The sequence below is a fragment of the Maribellus luteus genome, assembly GCF_003576475.1.
Classification (GTDB): domain Bacteria; phylum Bacteroidota; class Bacteroidia; order Bacteroidales; family Prolixibacteraceae; genus Draconibacterium; species Draconibacterium luteum.
Window position 1 is genome coordinate 272040 of record NZ_QWGR01000001.1, and the last position, 18289, is coordinate 290328.

Annotated in this window: 12 protein-coding genes, 1 tRNA gene and 1 pseudogene; 12 read left to right on the plus strand and 2 right to left on the minus strand. The window is 38.0% G+C overall.

Features of this window, described 5'->3' with window-relative positions; genetic code table 11:
• The first annotated feature begins 18 nt into the window (after nucleotides 1-18).
• The 12 genes and pseudogenes from D1614_RS00980 to D1614_RS01040 all read left to right on the plus strand — a co-directional run bounded on the left by D1614_RS00980 (nucleotide 19) and on the right by D1614_RS01040 (nucleotide 17573).
• Nucleotides 19-2316, plus strand: a complete 2298-nt coding sequence (locus tag D1614_RS00980; RefSeq protein ID WP_119436012.1) for an alpha-galactosidase — start codon at nucleotides 19-21, stop codon at nucleotides 2314-2316.
• Nucleotides 2317-2432: 116 nt separating this feature from the next.
• Nucleotides 2433-3110 carry a lysoplasmalogenase gene (locus D1614_RS00985; RefSeq protein ID WP_119436013.1) on the plus strand — a complete coding sequence of 226 codons (678 nt, stop codon included), beginning with the start codon at nucleotides 2433-2435 and terminating at the stop codon, nucleotides 3108-3110.
• A gap of 31 nt (nucleotides 3111-3141) precedes the next feature.
• Nucleotides 3142-4191, plus strand: a complete 1050-nt coding sequence (locus D1614_RS00990) for a glycoside hydrolase family 43 protein (protein WP_119436014.1) — start codon at nucleotides 3142-3144, stop codon at nucleotides 4189-4191.
• A 36-nt stretch (nucleotides 4192-4227) separates the two neighbouring features.
• Nucleotides 4228-6231 (plus strand): sialate O-acetylesterase, encoded by a 2004-nt coding sequence (locus D1614_RS00995; RefSeq protein WP_119436015.1) that lies wholly within the window; start codon nucleotides 4228-4230, stop codon nucleotides 6229-6231.
• Between the two features lie 285 nt (nucleotides 6232-6516).
• Entirely contained in the window at nucleotides 6517-7131 is a 615-nt protein-coding gene (locus tag D1614_RS01000) for an RNA polymerase sigma-70 factor (RefSeq protein ID WP_119436016.1), read from the plus strand.
• Nucleotides 7132-7554: 423 nt separating this feature from the next.
• Entirely contained in the window at nucleotides 7555-8637 is a 1083-nt protein-coding gene (locus tag D1614_RS01005; RefSeq protein ID WP_119436017.1) for a FecR family protein, read from the plus strand.
• A 151-nt stretch (nucleotides 8638-8788) separates the two neighbouring features.
• Nucleotides 8789-12379: a TonB-dependent receptor gene (locus D1614_RS01010; protein WP_119436018.1), complete on the plus strand. Its 3591-nt coding sequence runs from the start codon at nucleotides 8789-8791 to the stop codon at nucleotides 12377-12379.
• Nucleotides 12380-12391: 12 nt separating this feature from the next.
• On the plus strand, nucleotides 12392-13957 hold the full coding sequence (locus D1614_RS01015; RefSeq protein WP_119436019.1) for a RagB/SusD family nutrient uptake outer membrane protein: 1566 nt from the start codon (nucleotides 12392-12394) through the stop codon (nucleotides 13955-13957).
• Between the two features lie 636 nt (nucleotides 13958-14593).
• On the plus strand, nucleotides 14594-14929 hold the full coding sequence (locus tag D1614_RS01020; RefSeq protein ID WP_147383958.1) for a hypothetical protein: 336 nt from the start codon (nucleotides 14594-14596) through the stop codon (nucleotides 14927-14929).
• A gap of 10 nt (nucleotides 14930-14939) precedes the next feature.
• Nucleotides 14940-15518, plus strand: coding sequence for an SGNH/GDSL hydrolase N-terminal domain-containing protein (locus D1614_RS01025; protein ID WP_119436021.1), 579 nt, complete (start codon nucleotides 14940-14942; stop codon nucleotides 15516-15518).
• Between the two features lie 74 nt (nucleotides 15519-15592).
• Nucleotides 15593-16092 (plus strand): annotated as a pseudogene (locus D1614_RS01030) (SGNH/GDSL hydrolase family protein).
• A 77-nt stretch (nucleotides 16093-16169) separates the two neighbouring features.
• Complete coding sequence (locus D1614_RS01040; protein WP_119436023.1) at nucleotides 16170-17573, plus strand: Gfo/Idh/MocA family protein; 1404 nt, start codon at nucleotides 16170-16172, stop codon at nucleotides 17571-17573.
• A gap of 147 nt (nucleotides 17574-17720) precedes the next feature.
• On the opposite strand, the gene D1614_RS01045 is transcribed toward D1614_RS01040, so the two are convergent.
• Nucleotides 17721-17806: transfer RNA gene (locus D1614_RS01045), tRNA-Leu, on the minus strand.
• An 88-nt stretch (nucleotides 17807-17894) separates the two neighbouring features.
• Nucleotides 17895-18221, minus strand: coding sequence for a hypothetical protein (locus tag D1614_RS01050; protein WP_119436024.1), 327 nt, complete (start codon nucleotides 18219-18221; stop codon nucleotides 17895-17897).
• Between the last annotated feature and the right edge of the window lie 68 nt (nucleotides 18222-18289).

The following is an 18289-nucleotide window of genomic DNA, read 5'->3' on the forward strand; positions in this document are numbered from 1 at the left end:
ATGTCAAAATAAAGCACAATGCGCATCAGTAAAAATACTTTGCTGGCTCTGGTAGTTGTCTCTTTTCTTTGTTTAGGCAGTTGCCTTTCAAAAAAAGAATCCAACCGCTGGTTTTTTAAGGTTTCGGATAATGAGATTATTATTAATGCCGGATTATTGCAACAAAAGATTGGCATTTCAGATAAAGGCCTTCAAATTTCGGAAAATGTGGTTAAAGGAGAAAACCTATTGAAGACTTGTTCCGATGAAATAAGTTTTAGTATCCACAAAGCTTCACCAAATATAAAACCTGAAGGGATTCGTTATTCTTCAGAATCGGGCGTAGAACAATCAAATGCAGAGCAGAATCAAACCGATGCTTTATCGGTGAAAAAAGCAAAGGAAGGTATTGCTGGAAATGTGCAGTGGGTGGATTCGATGCATATCGCAGGTAAAACTTTTGTCGATGTTTTTGCATTTGAAAGCCATAAAATTTCCAGTCCAAAACAAGGGGTAAAACGATTGGTGGTAAAATTTGTATCAAATAAAATAACGGAAGATTTTTTGTTCGAAATAAATTATGAAATCTATGAAGGTCATCCGGTTATTCGTAAATGGGTGGAATTTAAAAATCAGGGTAACCAATGGATTAAAATATCCGACCTGACGCTAAAACAATTGAATTTGGGAGCTTCTTTTTCTCAGGCTACTTTGCTGACTCCGGCCGTTCGCGAAATTGACCCCAGTATCATTGCGTTTAGTGATGCCGCGAAATCTATGGGAGTTATTTCGGTTAGCGAAATTCCTTCAAAAACAAGGCATTTGTCGGCTGATGGCAGCAGTGGTTATAATCCCGGTTATTTTGAATGGGTACTGGGACCCGGCGAAACTTTTGAATCGGAACCGGTATTTGAATATGCCTTTTCGGGCGAAAGTTACGAAACTGTCTCTGCTAAATCGACAGCCCTCGACCGCTGTGTGGAAAGTGGTTTCGCTTCTTTTATGGATAAACACATTGTTATGCCGGTTGCCGAAAATAAAAACGTTGCCCCTGTTTTTTGTACGTGGACAAATTACAATTCCAATATTAACGATAAAAACATGCGCGAAGCAGCTGACATCGCTTCCGAAATCGGATTTGAGTGTTTTCAGTTGGATGCCGGTTGGTCGGATACCGGCCCCCGCGGAGGCTGGGCAGTATCAACGACCAATCCCAAAGCGGAGGAATTCCCGGATATGAAAGGATTAAGCAGTTATATTCAATCGAAAAACATGAAAACCGGAATGTGGTATTCTGTTTTTATAAACGAGCAGGAGACTGATATTTCCGCTTCAGAACCCGGATTGTTTAGCTTGCCGCTTATTCGTCGTGCTGGTGGATTGGGACTGAGTTTCTGCTGCGAAAAGTCGCGTAAAAAATATGTTGATGAAATTGTCTATCTGAATAAAACATTCGGGGCCACCTATTTTAAGCAGGATTTAAGTAACATCTGTTACGGAGATATTGCCCGCGCTCACGAAAGCCGTACAAAAAAAGAATCCTATCTGCGCGGGTTACGCGGCTTGTTGGCAACTCAGGATGAAATCCTTAGGCAGTCACCCGAAACATGGCTTCAGTTGTCGCACGAAATTTACTGGGAAACTCCCGGTCCGGCAGCCGACATAGCGGTGTTAAAACATGTTGATTCGTACCATGCTTCGCCTAACGAATACTGGGGCGCAGGTAACCGTAAAATTTTGGTCGACAATACCTGGAATTTTGATGCGGACAGTTTAAAGCAGCAGTTGCGTTTGGGAGCTTTTCGTGCCCGGAAAATTATGTACAACCATCGGGGATTACCGCTGGAACGAATTGAAGTATTTGGGGCAGCTACAACCAACTTTAAAGGCAGTCTTTCGTCAGATGTTATCGATCGCCAGATTTGCAGCTGGCTAATGGGGGCACCACTTTCGTATTCCGGCGACTTAACTTCGCTAACCGCGGAAAATAAAGAACAATACCGTAGCCGTTTTGCTATGTTGAAAAGGCTCAATCAGCAATACGATATTTATTCCCATTTTCAATACAGTGGAGTACCTGCACCTACCGACGAAGAATGGCACTGGTGGGGAAAGCTGAACGATGAGGGCTGTGGTGCAGTAATTGTTTTGCGGGGAAGTTCAGGTGCTGATTCCAGGAGTATTAATATTCCATGGGTTCAAACAGGTAAAAATTATAAACTGAAAGCATTGTTTGCTCAAAAAGATTTAGGAGAATACACGGGGCAACAACTTCAAGATGGGCAACTAAATCTTTCACTAAATAAGTTTGGTCAGGAGATTATTGAAGTTTATTGAACTAGAGCAGTGAAAAAGCTATAGTTAGAAAAAGCTTATTGTAAAAGTGTTTTAGGGGAAATTCCCCAGAGATATATTGAACTCAAATTTTATAGAAATCAATTAAACCTATTCGTATGTCAAGTAGATATCTTTTTTTATCACTATTAATTCCACTGGTTTGTTCTGTATTGGCCTATACAGGCTATGGTTTCGAATTTCAATTGGCGGTTGCAGCTAGTTCAGCTTTAATTATTTTAGTCGCATACCGTGGTCAAACAAAGCAGTATCGCGATATCTTCTACATTATTGCTGCGCTGATTTTTTCCATGGGAGGAGATTCATTTCTCGCTCACAAAGGAGATAATTTTATGCTATTTGCAGCAGGTATTGGCCTGTTCTTTTTTGCCCATTTGGGATATCTGATTTTTGCACTGGCTAACGGAAAGTTACATCGAGCAGTTTTATACATTCTGTTGATTATTTACCTGACATTTTATGCTTTTGCACTTTATCCGGCGATCGACGAAAAAATACTTTCGTTATTCTCATTTGTGTATTTACTGATCTCCTGCGTGTCGGTGGCTGCAGCAGCCGGAACAAATTTTTCGAAAGTTACAAAGCGGGCTTACCTGATTGGTATTCTTTTCATTCTAATATCAGATACAATCATCGCATTTAAGGAGTTTCTGTCATACCCGGAATTGAACTTCCTGATTCTGCCAACCTATTACGCTGCTCATATCTGTATCACTTTTGCATTGATTGAAAGAATTACAAAAAAGCAAGTAAGTGAAACAAAAGTCAAAGCCTGATTGGCATGATGAACTAATTAATTAAAAGAAAATGAAAATCGAATTATTAAGATTCAGAAAGTTGATTTTAGTGTATTTTTTACTTCAAATCATTCTTTTCTTCTTATTTGTTGATGTTGCATTTGCTCAGCAAATAAAGACTGCCAATAAAACACTAAAGACAGAAGAAATAAGGGTACGCGATCCTTTTATTTTTGCTGATAAATCTACCCAAACGTATTATCTGTATGCATCGGTTCATAATCGTACGCAAGATGAAAGCGAAGGACAGGGAGTTGAAGTTTATACCAGTAAAGATTTACAAAACTGGACTCAGCCCAAGGTTGTATTTAAAGTGCCGAATGATTTTTGGGCAACCAGTGCCGTTTGGGCACCTGAAGTTCATTTTTATAAGGGTAAATATTATTTATTCACCACTTTTACCTCGAACGATACCTTATCGAATCAACCCGAAGCACCTTCATTAAAATGGCCTCGCCGTTATAAAAGAGGCAGTCAGATTTTGGTTTCAGATTTGCCAACTGGCCCTTTTGAACCTTTCTGTAACAAGCCACATACACGATCTGATTGGATGACTCTTGATGGAACTCTTTGGGTTGAAGATGCTCATCCATACATGGTCTATTGCCATGAATGGGTACAAATTGAAAATGGAACAATGGATTTGGTTGCTCTGAAAGAGGATCTTTCTGAGACAATCGGAGATAGCCAGGTGCTCTTTAAAGCTTCTGCTGCTCCCTGGGTAAAGGCAGTTAAATACGAGCCGGGGTATGTAACCGATGGTTGTTTTTTGTATAAAACGAAAACCGGTAATCTTTTAATGATCTGGTCGAGCATGGGAGCCGACGGATATGCCATCGGTATTGCGACTTCGGAAAGCGGCAGCGTTAAAGGTCCCTGGAAACATCAGCCAAAGTGCCTGTTTGGAAATAATGGAGGGCACGGAATGATTTTCACAACTTTCGATGGAGAATTGGTAATAACTCTGCATCAACCCAATTCAAGACCCAATGAACGGATGCAATTATACAAACTAATAGATACCGGAGACAGCCTGGAATTAGGAGGAAAATTGTTTTAACTCTTTTATCAGGAAGAGAACTAAACTGACTAAAAAATGAAGGAATCAATGGTATTAAAAATAAAGGGAATCCTGCTAGTTGCTATTGCAATAGTGTTGCTTTGTTCATGTGTGCAAAATCAAAATAAGAGACTAACGGTACATCAGCTTTTTTCCAACCACATGGTTCTTCAGCAACAAGCGGATATTTTGGTTGTGGGCGAATATACTGCCGGCAAAGAAGTGATCGTTTCTGCTGGTTGGGGAATGGAGGTTTCAACAAAAACCGGAGTTGATGGGAAGTGGAAACTTGAATTGGTGACCCCTGTCGCAGGTGGCCCCTATTCAATTCAAATTGCAACAAAAGATACTGCAATTGTTATTGAAGACGTGCTAATAGGAGAGGTTTGGCTTGCTTCGGGGCAGTCAAACATGGAAATGACTTTATATGGCTGGCCTCCACGCGATACTATTTTGAATTCGGCCCGTGCAATATCTGAAGCCAACTATCCTCATTTCAGAATGTTTACCGTTGAACGCAATCCTTCTGATCAGCCTGTTGATACTGTTGCCGGTAACTGGATAGTAGCTTCTCCCGAAACAGTTGGAAGGTTTAGTGCAACCGCTTTCTTTTTTGCTCAACGGCTTCATAAAGAATTAAACGTACCTATCGGAATTATTCATTCGAGTTGGGGAGGAACCGTTGCTGAAGCCTGGACCAGCGAAACTCAGTTAAGAAAGCTGGGGGATTTCGATCAGGCTATTGATAAATTATCGATATCGCAAGTGCGTAAAAAGGCCGATAGTTGGCTACATCAGTGGCCAGGAAAGCAGATGCCTGCATCCAGCGAAGAATGGGATACAATTAGCTTCTCTGACCTGGACGCAGCTCAGGTTAATTTTAATGATTCAGAATGGGGAACTATTGAGCTTCCGGGGAGGTTCGATGAACTCGGAACGGGAGTATTTGATGGTGCAATGTGGTTTCGAAAAACCTTTACGATTGAAAATGCAGACCTTGATTATGTGCTACAAACGGGTCCGATAAACGATATGGATGCCACTTTTGTGAACGGGCAAAAAATTGGAGGACTGGCAGGTGAGAATTTCTGGAAAACTCCCCGGGAAATGCTTATTCCTAAAAGTTTACTGGTTTCCGGAACCAATACGATTGCCATTCGTGCAATCGATCGGCGCGGTAAAGGCACTTTCAGTGGTCCAATGATAATATCGAATGGCAAAGGAGATACTATTTCAATTGAAGGAACATGGAAATGCAAACTGATTGCCGAAATTTTTATGGACAACATCTATGTTTACAAGCTGGATACTGATTTTTCTGAGCGTCCTGATTTGATTGAATTTCATCCAAATCTACCAACTCTTTTGTACAATGGAATGATCAACCCGTTGGTTGACTATAAAATAAAAGGAGCAATTTGGTACCAGGGGGAATCCAATGTAGACCGATATGAGCAATACAAACGGTTATTTCCGGCAATGATTCAGGATTGGAGAAACAAGTGGAACTGCGACTTCCCGTTCTATTATGTACAAATTGCGCCATATAACTACAGAGAAGGACGATTTTCTTATGAATTAAGAGAAGCCCAAAGGCTTGCTTTAAAAGCACCAAATACAGGCATGGTAGTTACCCTGGATATTGGTAATCCAACAAATATACATCCTGCCAAAAAACAGGAAGTGGGTGACCGGCTTGCAGGACTTGCTCTTGCCAACGATTATGGTAGAAATCTGGTTACTTCAGGTCCATTGTATAAAGGAGTAGAAAAATCGGGCAATAAACTTTTTGTTGAATTCGACTATATCGGAAGCGGATTAATTGCATCAGAGAAGGGGCTTTTCGGGTTCGAAATTGCCGGAGAAGATAAAAGTTTCCTTCCTGCCCAAGCAAAGATAGTTGGTGATAATGTGGAAGTTTTTAATCCTGATATTACTTCGCCTGAATTTGTCCGGTATGCATGGAGAAACGATAGCGAAGCCAGCTTATTTAATAAAGAGGGTCTGCCAGCTTCAACTTTTAACTCGGAAGGTAATTGATTTATTTACAATAGAATATACTTGAGTTATAGTACTTGGATAGAACGGAATGTTTATTTTTTTTAATCTGCTGATTCTTAGTATTGCAGGAATAGCTTATGTCAAATAAACATAATAAACCAAAATAATAGTCAAAGCCCATTTAAATCTGCATACTAAACTACTTAAATTTAGTATGATTTATCCCTGCATATTTCCTAAGCTATTATGAAATAAATAATTTGTTGGAAACATGATGATTATCAGAGGATTTTCCTTTCTTTACATTTGATTTAGTTTCATTAGATGGATAAAGATTCTCATAATATTTTTAATAAAGTAAAGGGAGGAGATAAAGTCGCTTTCCATGAAATTTTTGAACAGAATTTTTCTTTCCTCTGCTATTATGCTGAAAATATATTAAAAAATAAGCATGATGCAGAAGATATTGTAGAAGAGTTTTTTATAAAGATATGGGAGAAACGCGAGCATATTCATATTAATTCGAATCTTAAGTCGTATATGTTACGGTCAGTTCACAATCAATGTATCGACCATCTCCGAAAAAAATCATCAAATATTATTTGCCAAATTGAAGAATTTGCGGACCTATCAATGCTTCGATTAAGCACTTCATGTTATACTGCAAATGGCGCCATTGAATTGCAAGAATTAAACTCAAAGATACATCAAGCTATCTATCAATTACCTGAAGCTTGCAGGAAAACATTCCAAATGAGCCGTTTTGAGGATTTAACATATAGAGAAATATCCTTGCGTATGAATGTTTCAGTTAATACTGTAGAAATGCAAATGGGGCGTGCCTTAAAAAAACTCAGAATTTCATTGAATGAATACCTGAAATTCCTGTTTTTTTTAGTTGCTGCTCTATATATTTTTCATGTGTTTCATATTCTCTAACATATTACACGTTTTAATCAACTAATTCCTAGTGGCTTGCCATGAGGGTTGCATATATTCTCCTCTGAATTTCAGGGGAGATGTCTAGCCTAATAGCTGGCAGAGGCATAAAATAAAGAAAATCTGGTTTTCAGTTTATAAACTGAAAAACCACATGGCGAAATACCCCTTGGCTTTGCCACGGAGGTAGTCAATTTTCAAGATTTTCTTTATTCCACTTTCAGTAGGCTCTTAATTATATTTTCAATATAGTGCGGGCGATATAGTGTCTAATTCTTCATTGTTCTGTAAGTTGTCCGAAGCATCAATTTACAAAAAAAAACGATGTTCAAAATTAACTATTTATACTTATGTTAAAAAAAGAACATCAAGCTGTTGTGGTAAGGCAATAAAATCTCGTCATTAATATGAAAAGCCTTTACTATGAATAATGAAAAAGATTACATCCTGTTAAATAAATATCTTTCCAATGAAACGACAGAATTTGAAAACAAACAGTTTTTAGATTGGTTGAACAATGATCCTGAAAACATCGTTTTATTCAATCAGTGTAAAGACATTTACCTTTCGGTTGGGATTCAACATATTAACTCAAGGTATAATAAAGAAAAAATATGGCAGGAATTAAAAAGCCTGACTAAAATAACTCGCAAAAAAAACACCAATGCGGCATATGTAAATTTCTTCAAGATTGCAGCAATTATTGTTATGATACTCCTGACAGCTTTCCTTATTAACTCTATTTCGAACCGAAATCAGTCTGTGCCTTGGTATGAAGTACAAGCATCAATGGGGTCAACTTCGCGTATTTTATTAGCAGACAGCAGCATTGTTTGGTTAAATGCCGGGAGTAAACTAAAATTGGCGCCTGATTTTAATCAGAAATCAAGAAGAGTATATCTCTCAGGCGAAGCATTTTTTGATGTTAAAAAAAACAAAAAACAACATTTTATTGTACATACGTCCAATATTTTTATCAAGGTACTAGGAACTCAGTTTAATATAAAATCGTACCCCGACGATAATATAATTGAAACCACCCTAAAAGAAGGGAGTATACAGATTTTTGATACTAAAAACGCAGACAAACAATTATTGACATTAGAACCTAACCAAAAAGCTTCTTACATTAAAGAAAAAGGTAAAATTCTGACATCCGACATCAAAAAAGAAATAACTGAAATACAAAACAAAAATGAGGTAATTGAATATAGAAAAGCCAATATTATTATTGCAAGTCATGTAAATACATCTCATTATACTTCATGGAAAGAGGGGCAACTAATTTTCAAGAACGAATCTTTAGAGAAGATTATTAAAGTTCTTGAAAGAAAATACAACGTCACCATTGTGTCAGATAATAAGCACGTTAACCAGATAAAGATAACAGCCAATTTCAAAAATGAAAGCATTGAACAAGTAATGTTTGCACTTCAATTGACTGCATCGTTTAAATACAGCATCGATAAAAACACTATATACATTCAAGGAATTACCAATGAATAATAAATTAAAAACCGACAAATGAGAAGAATATTTTTAAAATCAGGCTAAATCGCCACAAAAAAACCAGAGGACGGCAATCCTCTGGTAATTTATTCCTTTACAACCTGTTGATACAGGTCATAAATTTAATATTAATCAAACATTTAAAAGTATGAAAAAAAATCGATTAAACAGGCTTCTTATATTTTATAGAAGCCTTTGTAAATTGTTATTAATTATGAAAATCACTATTGCCTTCATTCTAATTTCAGGGTTATGGGTTCAGGCATCCGTTTATTCTCAAAGCACAAAACTCAGCCTGGATATGAAAGATGCTTTTATTTCTCAGGTTTTTACAGAGATAGAAAATCAAAGTAACTTCCGTTTTGTTTATTTCAACGATCTGTTCGATTTAGAAAGAAAAATAACACTCAATGTGAAGGATCAAAAAATTGAAGATATCCTTAATGGTATTTTCACAGATTCATCAATTTCTTATAAAGTTTTAGAAGATAACCTTATCGTATTTTTACCAGGTATCCAGCAACAATCAAATACAATTAAAGGAAATGTAACCAATCAACTGGGAGAACCCATTCCTGGGGCTTCTATTATAATTAAAGGAACTAACTCTGGCACCATTACCGATACTGATGGTAATTTTCAATTGACTGTTTCTGACACAAAACAAATACTTTCAGTATCTTTTATTGGAATGAAAACAGTTGAAATTTCAATTCAAGGGGAAAAAACTATTTCAATTGTTTTAGAAGAAAATACAATAGGAGTTGAAGAAGTTGTGGTTGTGGGATTTGGAGAAAGAAGAAAGAAGGATTTGACAGGCTCCATCTCAACAGTTGGTGCTGGGGTGATGGAAAAACTCTCTACCGCTTCACCACAATTTGCCTTACAAGGAAACACAACAGGAGTCCGTATTGTCAATACCAGTGGTGATCCGAATGCTGCTCCACAAATTTATGTAAGAGGTATTGGAACCTGGCAAGGTTCAGGCCAACCTTTATATGTTATCGATGGGCAAATAATCACACCTCCAGACGATGGAAACATGGACATTCTTGCAGCCCCCAATAGGGATACTCCTCCAAACTTGTGGACACTTATCAACCCAAATGACATTGCATCAATTTCTGTGCTAAAGGATGCATCAGCTGCAGCTGTTTATGGAAGCAGGGGTGCAAACGGCGTTATCCTTATTACAACAAAAAAAGGTAAATCAGGAGGGCCGACAATAGAATTTGAAGCTTACAGGGGAATTCAAAACATACCAACCTTCAAGATGCTTAATACACAGCAATATATCGATATTGTTGAGGAAATGTATTCCAATAATTTAAATCCAGATATTACAATTGAGAATCAACTATACGGCAGAAATCAAAATGATGAGAATGTCAGGCTAATTAGTTATTCTCCTCAGTTCGATTCTCAAAGCCCTTTTTACATAAGTTCCAGAAAAACATACAATTGGCAGGATGAATTAATTCGTTCCAATGCTATTGATGAAAGCTACGACCTTAAGGTATCGGGAGCCACTCCAAAAACCAACTACTACCTGTCCACAGGATACAAAAATCAGGATGGAGCTTTTCACGGGAACAATCTTAAACGATATACCGCTGCATTCAACTTAAATACAGAAGTAAAACCTTGGCTTAAAACAGGTGTCAACTATAAATTTGCATTGCAAGAAATATCAATGGATGATTATGATGATTTACCGGGAATTGCAGGTGTAGCTCCTTGGCAACCACTTAAAGACCCCAATAATAAATATGGATTTGCTCCCGTAATTGATGCCCATAGCACCGAAGATTGGCATGCCAGAAAGATATATGGACAAGGATCAAGAGACAACTATCTGGCTTTATCTGAGCTGGATAAAAATGACTTTGACCTTATGAGGCAAATGGGGCATGCTCATATAGAGTTATTACCAATTAAAGGACTTACTCTTAGGGGTAGTTTAAACATTGACTATACGACCCAAGACAGGAACTCTGTTACAACGTACTCCAGATCAAATGTATTCAGAACGGTTGGCCGAAACCCTGCTGAAGAAGCTCCAACTGCTAAATTTAGTTTAGGAAGGCATTCTTCAAGAGTTAACAATATTTTTAATTATCAATCCGATTTTACTGCGACTTACGACAAGTTTTTTAAAAAACACAGGCTTACTTTAACTGCAGCAGTTCAAGATCAATACCATGTTCGCGAAGTAAGAGATATGCAAGGAGATAATCTGACAGAAAATCTCAATGACCTTGACAAAATAAATTATGATGGTGATTTAGCCAATAACAATTCTTTTTATTTCAAAAGATATAAATACTGGTTTGGTATAGTAGGACGTGCAAATTATATTTATGATGAAAAGTATTACCTTGATATTTCCTATAGAAGGGATGGCAGTAGCGGTTTTGCAAAAGATTACAGATGGGGGGATTTTTACTCAATTTCTGGCGCCTGGAGGATAAGTAGTGAGTCCTTTATGCAATCATTAACTTTTATAGATGACCTTAAAATTAGAGGAGGATGGGGAGAAGCTGGCAATGATGAAACTGTAGTAGGCAAATACGCCTATTTATCTCAGGCAAGTGGTGCTGGATCTTATCGTTGGGGATCAGGTGGTGGTGACCCTCTTGGTAATTACAACCATGCAGTTCCCGTCAGTGGTTTCCCAAATGCTGAATTAACATGGGAAATTGCATCTACAACTTATGTTGGATTCGATGCGTTGTTTTTTGGTAATAAGCTAAATTTGACTGTGGAAGTATTTAACCGCAAAACTGACGGAATTCAGCAATTTGTTAATCTACCTCTTACTGTTGGAACTCAGGATCCTGCATTTAATATAGGGGTGCTAGAAAATAAGGGGGTCGACATATCTCTTGGGTTTAATAACAAAATAGGTGAATTTACCTATGGAATTTCTGGAAATATAAGCTTCCTTCAAAATGAAATTGTTGATATATACGATGATCAGCCGTTTTATGTAACAGACCAGTTTGGTAATACAAGAAGAGTGGAAGAAGGCCGGTCAATTGGCCATATTTGGGGATATAAAGTAGGTGGTATGTTCCAAACTCAGGAAGAAATTGATGCGTATTATACCCAGATTACTGATAAAACAATTATTAATACTGATTATGTTGCTCCTGGTGATTTATACTTTCAGGATATTGGAGGTGCCCCAACTGAAGATGAGAAGTTTTACAGCAAAACTCCTGATGGAAACATAAATGACTATGATCAAACCGAAATTGGAAATACCATTCCGGGGTACACTTATGGCTTAAGTCTTAATGCCTCTTGGCAAAACTTTGACCTTTCAATGAGTTTCTATGGTGAAGGTGATGTTGACAGATACAATGAAGTTAAAAATAGGCTGGAAGGTATGAGTAGTTTAGGTAATAATTTTACTACTGCTATTCTCAACAGGTGGACACCACAAAACACATCTACAGATATACCAAGGGCAGTTATTGGAGACCCTGCTAAAAATAACAGGTATTCTGACAGATTTATTGAAAGTGCTGCATTTTTTAGATTAAATAATTGGCAACTCGGTTATTCTTTACCCGACAATTTGTTCGAAAAAATAAATTATGCTGTTAGATCAGTAAGGGTGTATATTGGTGGACAAAATAATATTTACTTATCTAAGTGGTCAGGTATCGACCCGGTTAATGACCGAAAACCGCTACCAAGGACATTTAATGTAGGGTTAAAAGCAAAATTTTAATTTTTATACAATATGAAAACATATATAAAAGCTCTCTTAATTATATTGTTGGCTGCGCAATTTAGTTGCGACATGACAAGAATAGACATGCCCTCTTCTTCAAATACCGAAGCCTCATATTTCTCTAATCAGGTTGAATTTAGGAATAATTTAGTTTCAGCATATAGCAAACTATATGACTTTTACCATTACAATGCAAATTGGGCAGGCGATTGGACTCATAGCCTTTGGTACTTACCTGGCGATGATATTACCGAGACAACAGGAGCAAGAAGTGCCGAGGAATTATTTGATGGTAGCTTAAACCCTAATAATGGACGAATATCGTGGTTTTTTGATAAGGCTTATGAATTAATTGCTCGTGCAAATGTTACACTAGAAAAAACAAGGACTGTTGATTTTTCTAATTTTGATGGAGCTGAAGAGATTGCAATGATGGAAGGAGAATGTCTATTTTTAAGAAGTTATGTTTATTTCAAATTGTTCAATGTTAATGGTAGTGTACCCATAGTTATCGAAAGAATCACAACTAAAGAAGGGGCAAATACTCCTAAAAGTGATAAAATTGAAGTGTTAAATCAGGTAATTTCAGATTTGGAACTAGCTGTTGGTATTGTTCCTGATAGTTGGTCTTCAGAATACGCTGGGCGTGTTACTAAAAATGCGGTTCGGGCACTGTTAGTTAAGGCTCTTGTTTTTCGTGCAAATTACACAAACAATAAAGCCGATTATACTCAAGCTATTTCTGTATTTAATTCAATATCTGCGATTTTAATGCCAATATATACTGATAATTTTAATGCAGCTGTTGAAAATAATGATGAATCTTGCTTTGAAATTCAGGCATCACAAGCAGTAGCTGCCGATAATATCTGGCTATTCAATGATGGCCCATGGAGGGGTGTTGAAGATATGGGGGTATACAGGGGCGCAAGTACAGAAAACGGTACATTTTGCGCTAATATCGCTCCAACCAAATTTATTATTACGAAAAAATTGTTTAACAATTTCGGAACAGATCCACGAATAAAAGTATTTCTAAGTCAGGATGATGGTTTTCAAGGTTTACTATTTCAGAAATATACATTGTCGGGAATGGATCACCACACACCTCCATATTCTAATTCCGCAAATAACGAAAGAGTATTAAGGTATGCCGATATTAAACTTTTAGCCGCTGAAGCTTATTTAGGTAATGATAATATGGAGGCAGCAATTCAGCAAATAAATGACATAAGAACGCGTGCCAGAAAGTGGGCATTAACAGTGGGTATAAACGACGGTATTTCCCCTGCTGATTATTCAGCTACTGAAACAAATAAAACAATCATCATGCAATGGATTATGGATGAAAGGTTTGTTGAAATGGCTGGAGAAGGTCAAAGATGGTGGGATCTAAAGCGATGGCATGAAGCTGGATATATAGACCTCACAAATTGGAGTGGCGGAGATGAACATTTTAGCACTAATCTGTCGTCGCCTGTAAAATTCGATGTGAGCAAACATTTGGTATTCCCAATTCCTCAGGCAGAAATTGATAGGAACTCTGGGATTGTCGAAAATAATCCAGGATATTAATCAGATTTAATTTGAGCACTGTTTTAAGTTTATTTTAGAGAAATTTATGTTGTTTTTTTGCTTTGAAAAGGTGAATTTAACTCAAATGATACCATTTTTTTGTAGAAAATTCAATTCACTATAAGTAAAAGGATGCATTGTTGAATAATGGATAAACTTTAAACAGTGTTCTTATAATTAGCAAAGCGACCTCGTTATTTGGATTTTAAAAATAGGTTTATGCCCGCCATTTCTGGTGCAGATATCTTTGAGAAAATATTTTTAATTGTTTCAGATCTTTTTATGGTCTACGAAAAGTCATGAAGTAAATTATTGTCTGTATTTAACTGTATTGGTAGTGGATGGTAGATCCAGATTGTGACTTTTGGTCTTTTTGAAATTGCCAGAGTAGATAAAAAGCACATGCCTGTTCAAGCATGGATTGCAGGTGATAAAGTAGAAGTTTAATCCTAATATTATTTCGCCCAAGTTTGTAGGCGATGCATGGAAAAACGAAAGTGAAGCCAGCTTATTCAATAAAGAGGGTCTGCCTGCTTCTTCTTTTACCTCAGAGGAAATTTAAAAACACTGCTGTTCGGTATATGTTATAACAACTATTTTAAAATGCCCAGGTTATCGCCTTCGTTAAACGAGCTCGTGAGATTTAAAGCAGCCCCGTTTAGTTATGATATAGAGATCGGGGATGAATCAACACCTGCTGAAGTGTATGCAGCTATATCAGCAGACCAGGTAAAAGCGGGAAATATTATTGTAAAGATTAACGGGACAACTGCACGGTATAAGCAATCGGCAGAAGGTAACCTTTTCATTTTTGAACTGGACCAGGTAGCAGTTAAAAAAGGGATGAATAAACTGGTTATCGCCTATGAAGGTATACCAGAGGAAGAGGCTGTATTGAAGGATGCGGCAATCTTTTTCTGCCGCGATAAAGAAGATGTAGAGTTATGGGATTTGATCGCAGCTTGTAAATAAACGTAAAAGCATGAAGATAAAGAGCTTATTAGTAATGCTTGCAATTATCCAGGTAATTAGCCTGGGTAATGCGCTGGCATGCCATGGAAAAGAAACACCGGAAGACAAGACAGGCAAGGTGGAGAAAGGGACCGGTGAGGGTTTAAAAGATAAAATAACATATTTTGACGGGTTTAATTTTTCAATCAAAGGAAGGTACCATCAGGAAAAAAACTACCAAAGGCTCCCGGCAAAGTTTGAAGGGAAAGTAAGGCCTGTTGTCTGGGATTTGAGTACAGCCTCTTCAGGGGTATGCATTAACTTCAGGACAAACTCCCCTATAATCAAGGCAAAATGGGAACTGCTTGATGTTTATAAGCCAAGGAACATGACACAAATCTCGGCCAATGGGCTTGATTTATATTGCCATGTCAATGGGAAATGGCAGTATGTAGGGTCAGGTATCCCCAGGAACGAGATAGAAAATGAAGCTGAGTTGATTTCCGACATGGACACAACCTATAAAGAATTCCGTTTGCACCTCCCATTGTACAATGGCATCAAGGATATTGAGATTGGTATTGAAGAAGGGTGTACCATTGAAAAATAGGGTATACAAACCCCAAGCCCATTGTATTTTATGGTACAAGCATTACCCAGGGGGCAAGTGCCTCCCGACCAGGGATGGCTTATCCTTCTATCCTTTCAAGGAGGCATAATGTTGAGACTATCAACTTGGGTTTTAGTGGGAATGGCAAGTTTGAGGAAGCAGTAGGGCAGGCCTTGTGTGAGATTGATGCAGCCCTGTTTGTGTTGGACTGTACCCCAAACTCTTCCCCAGAAGTTATACAGAACAATGCATTAAAGCTTATCCAGCAGATAAAAAAATGCAGGCCTCATACCCCAATATTAATGGTTGAAAGCATTATGCGCGAAAGGTCATATTTAAGGGTAAAAGGCACTGGGAGCATAAAGCATATAATAGACCAGAATAAAGCATTGATGGATACTTACAAAGAATCAAAAGATTAGGGATAAAGGATGTATACTATCTTAAAACAGATGGGCTGATAGGTTCTGACCATGAAGCAACAGTCGATGGCTCACATCTCTCTGATTTGGGTATGACACGGTTGGCTGAGAAAATAGGGGATAAAATTGCGGAAATAGTAAAACTGCAGTAAATATCGTTTGCTGAAATGAATATAGTTATCCGTGAAAAAGAAGGTAAGCTGAATAAATACAATAAAAATCAATCAAAATGTTAGAGAGAAGGAAATTTTTAGCAGCTGTTGGCGCAATAGCGGCGGGGGCAGCAATTTCATTTCCCTTAAAAGCTGCGATAAGCACCAGTGTGGAAAAACTGAAAGTAGTGTTAATTGGCACCGGCATACGGGGCAATGGGTTTTGGGGCAAAAGCTTAATTGAAAAATACGGTGATGTCCTTGAGTTTGTAGGATTGGTCGATCACAATGAGAGTCGTTTAAAATATGCTGCAAAATTTATTGATGTCGGTAAAAATTGCGGGCTATACACCAATTTCGGGGATATGATTGCAGAACAATCGCCGGATTTGATCATGGTAACGACTACCGATGCCACCCATCATATTTATATTATTAAATCGCTTGCCAGCGGCGTCGATGTTTTGACGGAAAAACCCATGACAACAGATGAAGATAAGTGTCAGGAAATCCTGGATGCCGAGCGTAAGTATAAGCGAAAAGTAATTGTAACTTTCAATTACCGGTGGAGCCCTTACAATACTAAAATCAAGGAATTACTGACAAATAAAACAATTGGAGATGTTGTTTCGGTTGATTTTTCCTGGATGTTAAACACGAGTCACGGTGCTTCATATTTCCGCCGGTGGCATGGCCAGCGTGAGCACAGCGGAACACTTTTGGTTCATAAATCCACACATCACTTCGATCTTATTAACTGGTGGCTTGATTCTGACCCTGCAGAAGTTTTTGCTTATGGCGATCTGGAATTTTATGGCGGAAGGCCGGAAAAGAAAGGTGTTAATTGCCGGAATTGTGATGAGAAGAACTCATGTAAGTTTTATTGGGACATTACCAAAAGCAAGGATGACTATGAGAGGTACGTCAAGCACGAACATGTTGATGGCTACATTCGCGATAATTGCCTGTTCAGGCCGGAGATTAATATTTATGATAAAATGAATGTTAATATTAAATACGCCAACAATGTGTTTGTAAACTATATGCTCACCACTTATTCCCCCTGGGAAGGTTGGCGTGTTGCATTTAACGGGACTAAAGGACGCCTGGAAGCATTTCTTGATGTGCCTTATTTAGATGCCAATAAATTGTCGCAGGAAGAGCTTCATGCTGCTGAAATGAATCAGCAAAGTGACGGCGATCATGAAATAAAACCCATTATCTCACACAAATTATGGGAAGAGCAGGAAACAGTGTATGTCCCTTACAGTCATGCAGGTCATGGAGGAGGAGATACCCGATTGCACGACCAGATTTTTGTGCATCCTGAAAAGGATGATGTTTATAAACACATGGCGGGAACCCGTGATGGAGCAATGTCTGTTCTGATTGGGATTGCAGCCAGGAAAAGTATCGAATCGGGAAAACCTGTGCGGATTGCCGGGTTAACTCACCTGCATCCAAGGGCGAAGCGCATATAATCTTAGTATATAGGAAAATACGCAAGTAAGGGGAAGCAAGCAGAAAGACGGTTGTTTACATCTATTCTTGCATTTCTCCGGGAGTGGAGTACGTTCTTCAAATAAAAAAGCGAAGCACTTAATTGTCAAGTGTTTCGCTTTTTTTTGTGCCCAGGACGGGACTCGAACCTGCACGGGATTATACTCCCACAAGGCCCTCAACCTTGCATGTCTACCAATTTCATCACCTGGGCAATACTTTTAGAACGTTTTCCGGATGTGCCGGAAATTGTGTGTGCAAAACTATAAAAATTTTTTAACCTGCATACGTTTCAAAAAAAATCATTGACGTTCGTATTCATTTTCTTGTTTGATATGCACGATTACACCGTCTTTTACGGTTACATAAAGCCGTTCGGTTTTTTGTACTTTGGGTGTCACAATCGGGTCGAGAGTAAGCTTCCCCTGGTTGATCTCGGTGTGTTTTAAATCTTCTTTTTTCTCGAAAATGTAGACTTTCCCCGATTCATTGTCAAATATTTGCTGCGGTTTGCCCAACTCTTCGGTTAAAGCGGTAATGGGTTTCCCGATATACGAACGCTGGAGTTGTTTCTGCTGGCTGCACGCCACGGTTACGATGAAAAACAACAGGATTAAAAAACGATGCATTGATTGTCAATTTTTGATAAAGAAAATCAGAATAATTGAATTCCCTGATAATTTAAATCATTTTAACT